Below are 16059 nucleotides of genomic sequence, written 5' to 3'. Positions count from 1 at the left end.
CCTGACCCCCGCGACGGCAGGGAAAGGACGAGCACCTTCGTGACAAAGAAGAAAGGGAGCGACAATGTCGATCTCCATCAAGCCCCTCGAGGACCGCATCGTCATCCGCCAGGTTGAGGCCGAACAGACCACCGCCTCCGGCCTGGTCATTCCGGACACCGCCAAGGAGAAGCCGCAGGAAGGCGAAGTTATCGCCGTGGGCCCCGGCCGCGTGGACGACAACGGTAACCGTATCCCCGTCGACGTCAAGGTCGGCGACGTTGTCATCTACTCGCGCTACGGCGGCACCGAGGTCAAGTACGACGGCCAGGAGTTCCAGATCCTGTCCTCGCGTGACGTGCTGGCGGTTGTGGAGCGCTGAGCGCTTCGCACACTGAACGCTACAGGGGCGGCCCGGAAGGAATCCTTCCGGGCCGCCCCTTTTGTTCATCTCTCCCGCGCCGAGCATCCTTGCGGCGCGGGTTCTCGCGTCAGGACGCGGACTGCGCTGCCTGGTCGAGGATGGTGTTGCGGATGTAGGCGGCGTCGCGGTAGCCGCTGACGAACGCCTTGTTGATGAACATGGCGGGCGTGCCGGTGATGCCGGACTGGTGAGCCCGCTCCTTGGCCGCCTTGACCGTGGTAGCGGTGTGGTCGGAGAGCATCGTCTCGCGGAACTTGTCCAGGTCGGGCACACCCGCCTTGGCCGCAAAGTCAACGAGTGCCTGCTCGGAGTACTGGGGGTGACCGGTCGGGTCGGCCGCCGCGTACACCACGTCGTGGAACTCCCAGAACTTACCCTGCTCGCCCGCAGCGATGCCCGCCTGGGCTGCCAGGGGAGAGGTCTCGGTGATCTGGGCCAGGTCGTACCACTCCACGCGCAGGGTGCCATCCTCGATGAGGTCGGCCAGCGCGGGGTCGACGTCCTGGGCGTACTTCGTGCAGTAGGGGCACGCAAAGTCAGAGAAAAGAACCATCGTCACGGGAGCGTTCACGTCGCCCTTCGCCTGCGGGTCGTCAGCCTGGTGGCGCATGAAAGACTCCATGATCTCCAGGTTCTTCGGATTCGTCTGGCTGGGGGCTGCCGTCTCCGTGTTCTGCGGCATTTGTTCGGCTGCGGTCGGCGTGGCCGCCGGGGTTGCCTGGCTCGCCGGAGAGGTGGAGGAGAGCTGAACACCCATCCACACGCACGCGCCCGCGAGGATCGCGGTGATCGGTGCGGTGACGAAGAACAGGGTCTTGTACAGGTTGGTGGAGGTGTCCTCGGCCTTTTTCTGCGAGGCCTTGGTGTCGTTGCTGGTCATGCGAGCTCCCGGAGAGGATGGGCGTTGTGGCGGGCAGTAAAAAGGTGCGGCATCGCGGTGGCGATGCCGCACCGGAAAAATGGATGCGCGTTAGGAGACGCGGCGACCGCGTCCAGAGGAGCGGATCTCTTCGCGTCGTTCTTCTTCAGTCATTCCACCCCAGATGCCGTAAGGCTCCTGAGCGGCCAGAGCGTAAGACCGGCACTGCTCGATAACCGGGCAGGTCGCGCAGATCGCCTTAGCGTTTGCTGCACGGCGTCGGCGCGTGGAGCCGCGCTCACCCTCGGGGTGGAAGAACAGCTCGGTGTCCAGGTCTCGGCACGCCGCTTCGTACTGCCATTCCCACGCGTCGATCATGGGTCCGGGCAGACGGGAGACGTCAGTCATTGGGTGCCTCCTTCATGTCTGTCGTGCCGACATTTTCGGCACACGATGTCGGCAAGAATAGACACTTGTGCGGTAGTTATTCAAGGATCTTTCTCGAATTATGAGCCAGTTCTCAGATCGAGCGTGCCCGTACTGTGAAAACGTGGAGAAACGTATGGTGTGCAGAGTGAACAGATTGTGAATAACTTTTTGAACAACTTGGGTGTGGGGGTCATGTCCCTTCCTGTGGCGTGTGCGCTGCGAACACGCAAGAATCAGAGCAGGGCACGGACAAGGACCGGAGGAAGCGGATATGCCACGAGCCATACTGGCGCAGTCGGCGCACGCCGACCGCTCCCGCACCATGTCCTCGGTGTCCGATGAGCTGGGAGTATCCCCCTCCACCCTGCGCACCTGGGAACGACGCTACGGCCTCGGCCCCGCGCAGCGCGAAGCCGGTGAACGACGTCGCTACCAGCCCGAGGACGTTGACCGTCTGCGCGCCATGATCCACCACGTGCGCGCCGGTATGTCCGCCGCCGAGGCCGCCAAGCGGGCCCTCGCAGAAAGCACGCTCCTGCCCCGTCGAGGCCCGGCGAACGCCGCCCAGCTGCGCTCCGTCGCCCTCTCCGACGACTACCAACGCCTCGAAGAAGTGATCGAGGCGGCCGTCACTAGCCACGGCCTCGTCCATACGTGGTCGCGATTCGTCGAACCGACCCTCAAATCCCTGCGCTCCGCTCCGGGCGGTGAGCCCATCGGCAGCGCGCCCGCCCTCATGCTGGTCAACGCCTTCCAGCGCGTGTGCCGCTCCGTCTATCAGTCCCGCCCCGCCCGCTCCCTCGTCGGAGGGGACCGCGTCGCACTCATCTCCGACTCGCTCCACGAGACCGCCGCCCAGGTCATCGGCGTTGCCCTGGCCTGGTACGGCTGCGACGTGCGCATGCTCTCCAGCGAAAACTACGGCGGCGTCAGCACCACCGAACGCTTCCGCGAGTACGTGCGCGCCGGCGTGCCCGCCCTCACCGTCGTCCTCGGATGCGGTCACGAGTGCGCGCAGACCGTCGAAGCCCTCGTCGCCCGCTACGGGGTTCCCACGATCATGGTGGGCACCGACGCCCCCGAGATCCTCTCTCCCCAGGTGCAGCGAGTGCGCACCATCAGCGCCTGCGTCGAGGAGGCCCTCGCCCTCCTCGCGCCCCAGGCCGACCTGGAGCTCGTCGGCCGCTCCTGACGCCTTCGACGGCTCGCGCGCAATTGCGCCCTCAACTGCGCGCACGCGGCCCCCACCTCCGCCCGCGGTGCCTGGACAGGTGATACCGTGAAGGCACGTACCGGCAGGAGAACAGTCATGAACGCCCCCTGGAACAACGAAGATCTGCGCCGCGCTTTTGACGCTGATTTTGACGCGCTCGTCGCCTTCGCTTCCCGGTCGAAGGCGCGGGTCGGTTTCGCCTTCCTGCGCGCCGACGGTCAGGTCGACCTCGGGCGTCCCCTCGACGCGCGCATCAGCGCGCGCATGACCCACGTCTTTGCTCTCGCGCAGATGCGAGGCATTGAGGGTGCCGCGCACCTCGTCAACCACGGCCTGGCCGCCCTCGCAGGCCCCCTGCGTGCGCCGAACGGCTCCTGGTACGCCGAGGTCGTGCCCACGTCAGAGAACAGCGCCACTCCCGTTCCCCGTGCGGTTTTGTCCCAGCGCGCACAGTCCGCGATGATCGGTGCGGCTGCCGCTGCCGCCATGGCCGGGCACGAGGAGGCACGTGACCTGCTCGCCGACCTCGACGCGGACCAGGATCAGCGCTGGTGGGACCCGTGCGCCGGAGCCGTGCGCGAAGAGATTGATGCCGCGACGGGCCGTCGGTCGCCCCTGCGTCGCCTCTCCACCAACCTTGATACCGCGCAGGCCTACCTGGCCGCCTGGGAAGCGACGGGGGAGCGCGTCTGGTTCGACCGTGCCCGCTCGATCCTGCGTCTCGTCGGAGAGATCGCCGCGCGCTGCGCCTTCGCCCTGCCCGACCTCTACGACGAGGAATGGCGCCCCCTGCCCGCCTCCTCCGATCAGGCTCCCGTCGAGCTCATCCGACCCGGAGATACGCTCCCCGGCCTCGGCTTCAAGGCCGCCCGCCTCATCGGGCAGACCTACGCGATTCTCACCCACATGGGTGAAAAACCCGGCCCCTGGATGATCGACACTGCGACCGCGCTCTACGACCGCGCCCTCGCCGACGGTTGGACGGACGAGGGCGTGGGCGGCATCGTCTACACCCTCGACCCCGCCGGTGTCGTCGCCGCCCCCCAACGCATGCACTGGGTCGTGTGCGAGGCCGCCAGCGCCGCCCGCGTCCTCGCCGAGGTCGTGGACCCCTCGCGCGCCGAGGACCTCGCCGTCGATTACGCCCGCGCCATCGCCTGGGCCGACTCCCATGCGCGCGCCGGCATGGGCCGCTGGATCCACGAGGTCGCCCCTGACGGCTCCGTCTCCATGCTCGTGTGGGAGGGACGCCCCGACGCCCTCACCGCCGCCCGCATGCTGGCACGAGGCACCGCCCCGATCCATCTCACAGTCACCGGCGCGACCGCAGCCCGCTACGCCTCCCAGGCCAGCCAGAGCGCGTCCTCCTGACGGCCCTTGAGGGACCCCGGCCTCGTCCCCCGATGCCCGGCTTCGGGGCATGCGTGGAAGCGACTACGCGAAAGCGCCACCGACCGCCTACAATTGGCCCATGGGAGAACTCGCTACACATGATCCTTTCGGCCTGACCGGCCTCACCTACGACGACGTCCTGCTCCTACCCGAGCTCACGGACGTCGTTCCTTCATCCGTTGACACGAGCAGTCGCCTGACGAAGAACATTTCGCTGCGCATCCCGCTCCTGTCCGCCGCCATGGACACCGTCACCGAGGCGCGCATGGCCATCGCCATGGCCCGCCAGGGCGGTATCGGCATCCTTCACCGCAACCTCTCCATCGAGGAACAGGCCGCGCAGGTCCGTCAGGTTAAGCGCTCCGAATCCGGCATGGTCGAGGACCCGGTGACCGTCGGCCCCGACGCCACCATCGACGAACTCGACAGCCTGTGCGGCCACTACCGTGTCTCCGGCCTGCCCGTCGTGAACGAGGACGGCACCCTCCTGGGCATCATCACGAACCGCGACCTGCGCTTCGTCCCCCAGGACGAGTGGGCCACCCTGCGCGTGCGCGACTGCATGACCCCGCGCGACCAGCTGGTCGTCGGCCAGGTCGGCATCTCCCGCGAACACGCCAAGCACCTGCTGGCCGAGCATCGCGTCGAAAAGCTGCCCATCGTCGACGACAACGACCACCTGACCGGCCTCATCACCGTCAAGGACTTCGTCAAGACCGAGCAGTACCCCAACGCCACCAAGGACTCGCGCGGCCGCCTCGTCGTCGGCGCGGCCGTCGGCTACTGGGGCGACACCTGGGAGCGCGCCACCGCCCTGGCCGAGGCCGGTGTGGACGTCCTCGTCGTCGATACCGCGAACGGTGGCGCCCAGCTCGCCCTCGACATGATCCGCCGCATCAAGGCCGACCCGACGTTTGAGGGCATTGACATCATCGGCGGTAACGTCGCCACGACCGAGGGCGCGCAGGCGCTCATCGACGCGGGCGTCGACGCCGTCAAGGTCGGCGTGGGCCCCGGCTCGATCTGCACGACCCGCGTCGTCGCCGGCGTCGGCGTCCCCCAGATCACCGCGATCCACCTGGCCGCCAAGGCCTGCGGCCCCGCTGGAGTCCCGCTCATCGCGGACGGCGGCCTGCAGTACTCGGGCGACATCGGCAAGGCCCTCGTGGCCGGCGCCGACACCGTCATGCTCGGCTCCCTGCTGGCCGGCTGCGAGGAGTCCCCGGGCGAGGTCGTCTTCACCAACGGTAAGCAGTTCAAGCGCTACCGCGGCATGGGCTCGCTCGGCGCGATGAGCTCGCGCGGGCGCAAGTCCTACTCCAAGGACCGCTACTTCCAGGCCGACGTCACCTCCGACGACAAGATCGTCCCCGAGGGCATCGAGGGCCAGGTGCCCTACACCGGCTCCCTCGCTCAGGTCATCTACCAGCTCGTCGGCGGCCTGCACCAGACCATGTTCTACCTGGGTGCCTCCACGATCTCCCAGGTCAAGGCCAACGGTCGCTTCGTGCGCATCACCAGCGCGGGCCTGCGTGAGTCGCACCCGCACGACGTCCAGATGACGACGGAAGCGCCGAACTACCACTCCTCTTCGGCGAGGTAATCGCAGACAGAGCGTTCGTTGTGGGCGGGAGCAGTCGGTGGGCTGCTCCCGCCCGCGCTATCCTAGGGGTGCGAAAACTCACAACAGCGCAAAGGAGCTGCTCACATGCTCATCCTCATCGATCACGCGAACGTCGATTCCATCGCCAAGACCCTGGAATACTTGCCCATCGACGGCGTGACGACCAACCCGACGATCTTGTACCGCGAGGGCAAGGAGCCTCTCGAGGTTCTCCATGCCATCAAGCAGCTCCTGCCTGACGGCGCTCAGCTGCACGTCCAGATCGTCTCCCAGCGCGCCGACGATATGGTCGCCGAGGCCCGCGCCCTGCGCGGCGAAATCGGTGGCAACCTCTTCATCAAGCTTCCCGTCACACGCGAGGGCTTCGCAGCCATCCCGCGCATCGTGCGTGAAGGCATGCAGGTGACCGCGACCGGTATTCACTCCTCCATGCAGGGCTTCATGGCCGCCAAGGCCGGTGCCCGCTACGTCGCCCCCTACGTCAACCGCATGGACAACTACGGTATCGACGGCGTTCGCGTCGCCTCGGAAATCCACCGCACCCTGCGCTCCTACGACCTGAAGGCCGACGTCCTAGCCGCGTCCTTCAAGAACTCCGAGCAGGTCCTCGAGCTGGTCCGCCAGGGCGTGGGCGCCATTACCGCGGCCCCTGACGTGCTGGCCGCGCTCATCAAGAACCCCGCGACCGACGCCGCCATCGCTGACCAGAACCGCGACTTCGGCTTCCTCGTGGGCGAGCGCCGCACGTGGCTGGACCTCATCAAGGAAAAGTGAGGCTTGTGTAGAGGCCCGGAGGCGGTGACTCGCCTCCGGGCCTCTCGCATACCCGCGTTGCTGCTGGGCCACCGGTGTTCCTGGTGGCTGCGCCACCGGTGTTCCGGGCGCCGTCGGGCCCGCCCGCCCGCTCGCCGTCCGCGCCGCGAGCTTCGCTCGGTGCGTTGGCTCGAAGCCCGGCCAGGCCCTGCGGCCCCGCCGGCGCCCTCCACACTGGTGGCGCGTGGTGCGTGTGGTGTGTGTTGCCCGGCCAGGCCCCGCGGCCCCGCCGGCGCCCTCCACACTGGTGGCGCGTGGTGCGTGTGGTGTGTGTTGCCCGGCCAGGCCCCGCGGCCCCGCCGGCGCCCTCCACACTGGTGGCGCGTAGCGAGTGTGCCCGGCCAGGCCCCGCGGCCGCTGGCGTGCCCTCTGCCTGGGCTTATCCGGATAGGTTGTGCGCACGCGGATAGGTTATGCGCATCCGGATAGGTTATTAAGCTATCCGGATGCTCGTTACCTATCCGGATGTTGCTTACCTATCCGTATGTGAGCTGGCGTCCGACGACCTTGGCCTATCCATTCGAGCGAGCCCGCATTTAGGCTTGTTGCTAAGTGGTGTTACACCACTTAGGTGGGTATTACACCAGTTCGGAGGTGGTGCATTGCTCCCTAACTGGTGTAATGCTCCCCAACTGGTGCATGACATCCAGGTTTGAGGCACAACCAATCGCGACAACGCTCGTCGCTAAGGGTGTAGCTGTGTTGTCGCTCCCGTCTTCTTCGGTTGCTCGGAGAGCACCGCTCGAGCCGTTCGAGAGCTGCCGGAACTGGATAGGAAACAACCTTCTGGATAGGTTATTGCGTTCTGGATAGGTTAATAACCTATCCAGAACTGTTTTTCCTATCCAAAACAGCGTTTCCTATCCAGAATTCCAACGCGTGCGCGAAGGCCGTCTGGATGAGCAGGTTCCCGCTAGCTATGCCGTCGGCGCCCTCCACGCCTCCTCACCAATTTCGCACGTAATTCCCCTACGGCTACCTCAAACCTTGAAATGGCATCGTTGGAATTGCAACGTTTTGAGCGGTGCTCGAAAAATGACCGTGGGAAATTATGTGCGACTTTTATCCGGCAGGGCGCGGCGATTCCGCTGTGGCCACGTTCTGGTCCTGCCGTGGCCCGTCGCCCGGGGCGGCGCCCCAGGAATCCACCGGAATCCCGACACTGCCTCGTTCAGGTGTCTCCACACAGCTCATTCGGGCCCGCTGTGCGCGGAAAGTACCTAGGGCACAACGGAAACGGGGGCCGGCCGCCGACCCCCGCCCGAAGCGTTCTTACTCCTGGTCGTCGCCGCGGCCTCGCGGCGTGATCTGGGGCCACTCGCGATCGATGTTCGCGTCCTTGCCCTGCTTGCGCAGGTACTTCTCGAAGTCCTCAGCCCAATCCTGGTGAGCCTGGAGCTGGTAGTCCATGAGCTCCAGGGCACTCATGGACGCCAGCTGCGGGTACTTGTCTACTATGCCGGCGAGCACGTCGAGCGTCATGGCCACGTCGACCTCGGCCGTGTGAGCGTCGGGGGAAGCGACCGCCCCGTACACGGGCGCCATCTCCGTCAGCGTCTTCTTGCCCTTGCGGAAGCGGTCGAGCTTACGATCCAAGACCAGCGGGTCGACGACCAGCATGGGCGCGCCCTCCAGGCGCTCTTCGAAGGAGCCCAGGCGGTGGCGGCGCAGCTCCTGGTTGACCAGCGTGATGTCGTAGGTGGCATTGAAGGCGACGACCGGGTAGCCGCGCAGCCAGTGCTCGACGATGGAGCCGGCTAGCTCGTGCAGAACCTCCTCGATGGGGCGGCCGTCGCGTCGCGCCTGCTCGGTCGTGATGCCGTGGACGGCCGTGGCCTGCTCGGGGATCTCGACGCCCGGGTCGGTCAGCCACGTGGCCACCTGGTCGGGGGCGCTGACACCGCTGCGGTAGGACGCGCCGTCGATGCGCAGCACCAGCGCGGCGGTGACGAGGCGGTCCTTGAGCGCGCGCACGCCCGTCGTCTCGGTGTCAAAACCCATCCACGGGTCGTCGATCCAGCTCATGATTGCTCCTAGCCTTGCCGGTGACTCCAGTGTGGCAGAGGGTGGGCACATCTGCGTCCCGTAGGCAGTAGAATCGGGTCATGAGCGACGAAGTGGAAATCGGTCGTGGCAAGCGCGGACGCCGCGCCTACACGCTGGACGATATCGCCCTTGTGCCCTCGCGGCGCACCCGTGACCCCGAGGATGTCAACGTCGGCTGGCAGATCGACGCCTACCACGTCGATATCCCCCTGATGGCGGCCCCGATGGACTCGGTGATGAGCCCGGAGACCGCGATCGCTTTCGGTCGCCTCGGTGGCATCGGCGTGCTCGACCTGGACGGCCTGTGGACCCGCTACGAGGACCCCACCCCGATCCTCGACCACATCGCTCACCTGGGTGAGGAGGAGTCGATCGCGACCCTCCAGCGCGTCTACTCCGAACCGATCAAGCCCTCGCTGATCACCGCGCGCCTCAAGCAGCTGCGCGAGGCCGGCGTGGTTGTCGCCGGCAAGCTCTCGCCCCAGCGCGTGCAGAAGTACTGGCGCGCGGTCGTGGACGCGGGCGTCGACCTGTTCATCATTCGCGGCTCGACGGTGTCCGCCGAGCACGTGTCTTCGCGTCGCGAGCCCCTCAACCTCAAGCGCTTCATCTACGAGCTGGACGTCCCCGTCATCGTGGGCGGCGTCTGCACGGACACGGCGGCCCTGCACCTGATGCGCACGGGCGCGGCGGGCGTCCTCGTCGGCTTCGGTGGGGGAGCGGCCCACTCGACGCGCCAGTCCCTGGGCGTGCATGCGCCGATGGCGACCGCGATTGCGGATGTGGCCGCGGCCCGACGCGACTACATGGATGAGTCCGGCGGCCGCTACGTGCACGTCATCGCCGACGGCGGTATTGGCCGCAGCGGCGACCTGTCGCGCGCGATCGCGTGCGGCGCGGACGCTGTCATGCTCGGCGCCGCGATCGCCCGCGCGGAGGAGGCTCCGGGACGCGGCTGGCACTGGGGGTCGGAGGCGACCCACCCGGACATGCCCCGCGGCCAGCGCGTCCACGTGGGCACGACGGGCACGCTCGAGCAGATCCTCTACGGCCCCTCGACGCGCGCGGACGGCTCCCTGAACTTCGTGGGTGCCCTCAAACGGACCATGGCCTCGACGGGATACTCGGAGGTCAAGGACCTGCAGCGCGCCCAGGTGGTCGTCTCCCCGTACTCGGCGTCCTGAGCTTCGCTCACCCAGTTTGACGAGGCTGGGGAACGCAGCGGGGTCGGGCTGAGTTTGACGAGGCCGGGGTGCCCGCGCGCTCGCGGGTGCACGCCCGCCCGCTTGCGCCTTGTTTTTTCGGGAATATTCTCAATAGCTTCCGCACGTTTGTGCGTGAGGTTACACTTGTCATAACTCGTGTTGCCGTTGGTAAAGATGCCTGCGGCGCGGGGCTCACCGGCCCCTCACGGTGAGGTGAGGTTGAGAGGACATCCCGATGAAGTGCGGGACACGATCACTAGCTGTACTCGGCGCGCTCGCGCTGTCCGCGATGGGGCTTGTGCCTGCCGCTTGGGCAGCCGATGCGGGCCAATCGGGTGAGGCCAGCCCCGGCCTCGTCGATACTCCGATCCCCGACATCCAGGCCGTGGGAGAGGGGGATGATTCCATGATGGTGGGGACCACCGTGACGACTCTCGGGGTCGTGACGGCCGCGTACCCGGCCGCCGAGTCCGGGCTGGGCGCTACCCTGGACGGCTACACGATCCAGACCCCCGGATCGGGCGGCGCGTGGGAGCCGGGGCGCACACGCTCCGACGGCCTCTTCGTCTACGCGGGCAAGAAAGGCGAGATCCCGGCCCCGGGTACCTGCGTGCGCGTGACCGGCACGGTCGGTGAGTTCCCCGCGACGAGCGCGAAGGACAACCCCCAGAGCCTCACCCAGCTGGCCGCAACCTCCGTGACCACAGTCGAGGGGTGTCAGGCGCCGATGCCCATCCCGGCAACCCGCGTCCCCACGCCGGCCGAGGCCGAGGCCCTCGAGTCCATGCTCCTCGCCCCCCAGGGCACGTGGACCATCACCGACAACTACCAGACAAACCAGTACGGCACCCTGACCCTCACCCCGGGTGAGAGCCCGCTGCGCTCGGCCACGGACGTGGTGGCTCCCGGGCAGGCCGCCCGCGAGTACGAGGCTGCCAACGCGGCCCGCGCGATCGCCCTCGATGACGGTACCAATACGAACCTGCAAAAGGGGACCGCCACCGAGGCCGCCTACGCCTACCTGGCGAACGGCTCGCCCGCGCGCGTCGGCTACCACGTGGCCTTCACTAAGCCCGTGATCCTCGAGCCCCGGCACGGGTCCTTCGTCTTCCAGCCGACCTCCATGGTCGCCGGGCACCCCGACCGCTCTCCCGTGACCATCACCGGGGAGCGCCCGAGCGCGCCCACGGTCGGTGGTGACACCCGCGTGGCGACGTTCAACGTCCTCAACTACTTCTCCGACCTGGGCGTCGACGAGGCCGGATGCACGGGCTACCCGGACCGTACGGGCGCATTCGTGACCGCGAAGAAGTGCAAGGTGCGCGGTGCATTCTCGCGCGAGGCCTTCGCCAATCAGGAGGCCAAGATCGTCTCCGCGATCAACGCCCTCGGGGCCGATGTGGTTGCCCTCGAGGAGATCGAAAATCCCGTTGCCGTGGGGGTTGGGACAGACCGCGACGCGTCCCTCGCGCGCCTCGTCGAGGCCCTCAACAAGGACGCGGGAGCGGGAACGTGGGCGTACGTGCCATCACCCGTTGCCGTGCCCGAGGCCGAGGACGTCATCCGCGTCGCCTTCATCTACAAGCCCGCGACCATCGCCCCGGTCGGCCCCTCGCTGATCCACGACGACCCGGCGTTCACGGGCCTGGCGCGCCAGCCCCTCGCTCAAGAGTTCGCACGGGTCACGGGGGAGAGGTCCGCGCCCGCCTCCTTCGTCGTCATCGCCAATCACTTCAAGTCGAAGGGATCCGTGCCCGAGGGCGCTCCTGCCGGCAATGTTGATAGCGGGGACGGTCAGGGCAATGCGAACGCGATCCGAGTCGCCCAGGCGGGCGCCCTGGCCTCCTTCGCCGCCCGCTTTGCGGACAAGCCGACCCTGCTCGTGGGCGACTTCAACTCCTACTCGCAGGAGGACCCGATCAAGGCCCTCGAGGCCGCGGGCTGGGAGCGTGTCTCCGGCGCGGGCGAGGCCTCCTACGTCTACGCGGGACGTTCCGGATCCCTCGATCACGTCTTCGCCAACGCGGCCGCGAAGCCGCTGCTCGCAGGCGTCACCAGCTGGGCCGTCAACGCTCAGGAGTCCATCGCCTTCGAATACTCGAGGGCCGGTATGAACGCCCACCTGGCCGTCGAGGCCGACAACCCCTACCGCTCCTCGGACCACAATCCGGAGCTGATTGGACTCACCCTGATCGGTGGGGACGCCCCGGCCCCGACGCCGTCCGCCGAGCCGTCTTCCGCCCCCAGCGCGGCCCCCGCGCCGGCTCCCTCGAGGGCGGCCACGGCCTCGTCCCGAAAGACGCCCACGCGCGCTGCCACGGTGACCGGCCTGGCGCGCACCGGTGCGGACGCCGGCCCAGCAATCGGCATCGGCATCCTCCTCGCCGCAGCGGGCGGCGGGCTCATCCTCCTCTCGCGCCGACTTCGCCGCCGCGGCTGACACCACGAACTCCACACTCACCACGCAGGAAGCGGCACCGAAGCCGCCCCGATGAAAGGAACACACCCATGCGCAGACCATGGACTCGACTCGCGCTCGCCTCGGCGGCCGCACTCTCCCTGGCCTCCCTGCCCGCCGCCGCGCTCGCGGCCCCACAGGATGAAGCCTCACAGAACGAGGCTTCGCCGATCACCCTGGATCTCTACACCCTCACGGACGTGCACGGACACATCCAGCAGGTCGCCAAGAAGGGCGTCGTGCGCGAGGCCGGGTTGCCCGCGATGAACTGCTACCTGAAGAAGGCGCGCGCGACGAACCCCAACTCCTCGTTCACCCTGCTGGGAGACAACATCGGCGCGTCCCCCTACATTTCTGGGGCGCTCAAGGACAACCCGACCATCGCGGCCCTTAACACGATGGATCCGCTGGCCTCCACGATCGGCAACCACGAGCTGGACATGGGGCAGGCCGTCTTCAAGCAGCGCGTCGACGGATCCAACCCGAGCGAGTTCGTGCAGGCGACCTTCCCCTATCTGGGCGCCAACATCGAGGGCATGGGCACCTACGGGGACGGCACCCCCTACCTGGGGGACTACAAGGTGTGGACGTCGCCCTCGGGCATGAAGGTCGCCTTCATCGGCGCCATCGCGCAGGACGTGCCCTACAAGCTCAGCCCCGGAACGACGGCGGGCCTGACCTTCACGGACCCGATCGCGCGCATCAACTCCCTGGCCGCCGAGCTGAAGACTAGCGGCACGGCCGACGTCGTCATCGCCATGCTGGACGACGACGTGAAGAACAACTACACGAAGGTCGGCAAGGACGTCGACGGCCTCATGGGCGGGGACACGCACGTCCCCTACGAGTTCGACCACGTCAACTCGGTGGAGTCCTTTGAGTCCGCGAACCCGCGCCTGGCGGGTATCGCGTCGGGTTCCTACACGGACAACCTGGGCCTCATCCGACTGACGATCGACCCCGCGACGCGTCAGGTGACCAGCGCCGACTCAATCCTCATCCCGGCCGCCGAGGTCGCCCAGTGCGGCGCGGATCCCGACACCCAGGCGATTGTCGATAAGGCCGAGGCCGACTCGAAGGAAGCCGGCAAGCGCGTCGTTGCGACCGGGTACACGGAGCCTTTCAGGCGCGGCGTTTTCACGACCCCCGAGGGGGCGACGGATCCGGGCTCGAACCGAGGTATCGAGTCCTCCCTGGGTGACCTGGTGGCCGACTCGCTGCGCGAAACCATCCTCACCCCGAATGGGAAGAGCGTCGATATCGGCATGATTAACGCGGGCGGCCTGCGCGCCGACCTGGTGCCGAACGAGGACGGCACGATCACCTACGCGCAGACCTACGAGGTCGAGCCCTTCTCCAACGAGCTGGGGTACGTGACCCTCAAGGGATCGGATGTCAAGGATGCGCTCGAGCAGCAGTGGAAGACGGACCTGAACTCGCAGAACTCTCGGCCCATGCTCAAGCTCGGCCTTTCCTCGAACGTGCGCTACACCTACGATCCTGCGAAGCCCTACGGGGAGCGCATCACGTCGGTGACGATCAACGGTGAGCCGCTGAAGGCCGACGCGACGTACACGGTCGGATCCGTGACCTTCCTGCTCGCAGGTGGTGACTCCTTCGAGGCCCTGACCCGCGGCGGAGCGGCCACGACGAACGGCAACCTGGACCGCGATTCCTTCAACGCCTACCTGGGCGCGCACTCGGGTGCGGCCGCCCGCTCGATCCAGGCCACGGGCGGCCTGGCGCCGCGCGAGGCCAAGTCCTCCATCGGCCTGACCCTGCCCACCGAGGCGGTGGCTGACGGCTCGACGGTGACGATCCCGCTGCGTGGCCTGTCCTTCTCCGAGGGGCCCTCCATCACCTCGAAGGTGCGCGTGAGCGCCGGGGGAGCGCAGGCCGTGGCCGAGGTCGACAACTCCCTCGTGGATGCGCACGCCTCTGACGCTGCCTCGGTGATCACGACGGATGGCGCGGGTCAGGCGAGCGTGGACGTGACGGTAGTTGGTGCCTGTGAAGGCAAGGCAGCCGGCGAGGTCGTGAACGTTCCCGTCACGGTTGCCACCGACTTCGCGACGGTCGTCGAGGCCGGGGATGGCCTGACGATCCCCGTGACCTGCGCGGGAACGGCGGCGCCCGACCCGAGTCCGTCGGCTGACGCTGCGGGTGACACACAATCCGGCAACCAGGCGGCAGCTCAGACTCCCCGTAAGAACACGAAGGCACCCAAGGGTTCCCTGGCTCGTACGGGCGTGGACTTCGGTGGCCTGGCCGGGGCGATGTTTGTCGGAGCGATCGGCGTTGCCGGGGTATTCGCTCGGCGCCGCTTCAATCGTTACCAAAGCGAAAACAAGTAGCCCTTGACAGGGTGAGGGCGGCGCGGGAGACTCGGATCAGACGTAAAAGTCGATCATGACAAATGTTCGCGCAGCGGCTGCGTGGACATGATCCGCGGCCCGCGCCGCCACCGGTTCAGGGAAGAATCCACATCAACGGAGGAAAACACTCATGAAGCACCTCACGAAGCTCCTCGCCGCGGCGGGAGTTGCAACGCTCGCCTTGGCCGGCTGTGGCGGCGGCGGAGGAACCGCCACCAGCCAGTCCGGTGGGGCGAAGGACGCCACCTCGTTCAAGGCCTGCGCGGTCTCTGACGCCGGCGGCTGGGACGACAAGTCCTTTAACGAGTCCGCGTACGACGGCCTCAAGGCCTCCCAGACGAGCCTTGGAATCCAGATCAACACGGCCGAGTCCAACTCGGACGCGGACTTCAACCCCAACGTTGAGTCCATGGTCTCCGACGGCTGCAACCTGATCATCGGCGTCGGCTTCAACCTGGAGAAGGCCGTCCACACCTCCGCCGATGAGAACAAGGACGTGCACTACGCCCTCATCGACTCCAGCTTCAACGACGGCAACAACAACACGGTGACGTTGGACAACGCGCGTCCGCTGCTGTTCAACACCGCTGAGGCCGCCTACCTGGCCGGCTACGTGGCCGCGGGCATGACCAAGACCGGCAAGGTCGCAACCTTCGGCGGTATCCAGATCCCTTCGGTGACGGTGTTCATGGATGGCTTCGCTGACGGCGTCGCGGCCTACAACAAGGCCAAGGGCACGAACGTGCAGCTGCTCGGTTGGGACAAGGCTTCGCAGAACGGCTCCTTCACGCAGTCCTTCGACGATCAGACGCTCGGCAAGGAGCAGGCCCAGCAGTTCATCTCGCAGGGCGCGGACATCATCATGCCCGTCGCTGGCCCGGTCGGCCTGGGCGCTGCGGCGGCCGCCAAGGCGGATGGCAACACCTGGATCATCGGCGTTGACTCCGACTGGTACGAGGCCAACCCCGACTACTCCTCGATCGTGCTGACCTCGGTCATGAAGGAGATCGGCGCCTCTGTCGAGCAGGCGATCCAGGACTCGGTGAACGGCAAGTTCAGCTCGACCCCGTACGTGGGCACGCTGGCCAACGGCGGCGTCTCGATCGCCCCGTTCCACGATTTCGACGACAAGGTGTCCGCCGAGCTCAAGGCGGACCTGACCAAGCTCACGGACGACATCAAGTCCGGCAAGCTCGTCATCGAATCGCAGAACGCCCCGAAGTGATGAGATACGTGTGGGGC

At 67.2% G+C, this 16059-nt stretch carries 12 protein-coding genes; 9 read left to right on the top strand and 3 right to left on the bottom strand.

The annotated features are described in order from the left end of the window. Nucleotides 1–64 precede the first annotated feature (64 nt). A complete protein-coding gene (groES, locus tag JJJ16_RS06425) occupies nt 65–361 on the top strand; it encodes a co-chaperone GroES (protein WP_003790486.1) in 297 nt (98 codons plus the stop codon). Between the two features lie 109 nt (nt 362–470). Here the strand turns inward: groES and JJJ16_RS06420 are convergent, their stop codons facing one another. Further along, nucleotides 471–1283 (bottom strand): DsbA family protein, encoded by an 813-nt coding sequence (locus tag JJJ16_RS06420; protein WP_219751809.1) that lies wholly within the window; start codon nt 1281–1283, stop codon nt 471–473. Between the two features lie 90 nt (nt 1284–1373). Further along, on the bottom strand, nt 1374–1670 hold the full coding sequence (locus JJJ16_RS06415) for a WhiB family transcriptional regulator (RefSeq protein WP_003790481.1): 297 nt from the start codon (nt 1668–1670) through the stop codon (nt 1374–1376). Nucleotides 1671–1962: 292 nt separating this feature from the next. On the opposite strand from JJJ16_RS06415, the gene JJJ16_RS06410 reads away from it, so the two are divergent. The 4 genes from JJJ16_RS06410 to JJJ16_RS06395 all read left to right on the top strand — a co-directional run bounded on the left by JJJ16_RS06410 (nt 1963) and on the right by JJJ16_RS06395 (nt 6694). Beyond that, on the top strand, nt 1963–2883 hold the full coding sequence (locus JJJ16_RS06410) for a MerR family transcriptional regulator (RefSeq protein WP_034466360.1): 921 nt from the start codon (nt 1963–1965) through the stop codon (nt 2881–2883). A gap of 117 nt (nt 2884–3000) precedes the next feature. After that, on the top strand, nt 3001–4275 hold the full coding sequence (locus JJJ16_RS06405; protein WP_219751808.1) for an AGE family epimerase/isomerase: 1275 nt from the start codon (nt 3001–3003) through the stop codon (nt 4273–4275). Between the two features lie 100 nt (nt 4276–4375). Continuing rightward, nucleotides 4376–5899 carry an IMP dehydrogenase gene (guaB, locus tag JJJ16_RS06400; RefSeq protein WP_007587911.1) on the top strand — a complete coding sequence of 508 codons (1524 nt, stop codon included), beginning with the start codon at nt 4376–4378 and terminating at the stop codon, nt 5897–5899. A gap of 105 nt (nt 5900–6004) precedes the next feature. Then, on the top strand, nt 6005–6694 hold the full coding sequence (locus JJJ16_RS06395) for a transaldolase family protein (RefSeq protein WP_003790462.1): 690 nt from the start codon (nt 6005–6007) through the stop codon (nt 6692–6694). 1311 nt (nt 6695–8005) lie between these two features. Here the strand turns inward: JJJ16_RS06395 and JJJ16_RS06390 are convergent. Beyond that, complete coding sequence (locus tag JJJ16_RS06390; protein WP_219751807.1) at nt 8006–8758, bottom strand: exonuclease domain-containing protein; 753 nt, start codon at nt 8756–8758, stop codon at nt 8006–8008. 80 nt (nt 8759–8838) lie between these two features. Between JJJ16_RS06390 and JJJ16_RS06385 the strand changes: the two genes are divergently transcribed. From JJJ16_RS06385 to JJJ16_RS06370, 4 genes are all read left to right on the top strand, one after another. After that, a complete protein-coding gene (locus tag JJJ16_RS06385; protein ID WP_034465977.1) occupies nt 8839–9963 on the top strand; it encodes a GuaB3 family IMP dehydrogenase-related protein in 1125 nt (374 codons plus the stop codon). 256 nt (nt 9964–10219) lie between these two features. Further along, nucleotides 10220–12424 carry an ExeM/NucH family extracellular endonuclease gene (locus tag JJJ16_RS06380; protein ID WP_219751806.1) on the top strand — a complete coding sequence of 735 codons (2205 nt, stop codon included), beginning with the start codon at nt 10220–10222 and terminating at the stop codon, nt 12422–12424. A gap of 68 nt (nt 12425–12492) precedes the next feature. Further along, nucleotides 12493–14796, top strand: coding sequence for a bifunctional metallophosphatase/5'-nucleotidase (locus JJJ16_RS06375; RefSeq protein WP_219751805.1), 2304 nt, complete (start codon nt 12493–12495; stop codon nt 14794–14796). 151 nt (nt 14797–14947) lie between these two features. Then, nucleotides 14948–16042, top strand: a complete 1095-nt coding sequence (locus JJJ16_RS06370) for a BMP family lipoprotein (protein ID WP_060565741.1) — start codon at nt 14948–14950, stop codon at nt 16040–16042. The last annotated feature ends 17 nt before the right edge of the window (nt 16043–16059 follow it).

Source organism: Schaalia sp. ORNL0103, assembly GCF_019429565.1.
Taxonomy (GTDB): domain Bacteria; phylum Actinomycetota; class Actinomycetes; order Actinomycetales; family Actinomycetaceae; genus Pauljensenia.
Note: the sequence above shows the minus strand (reverse complement) of the source record. Positions and strands in the feature narration are given on the sequence as shown.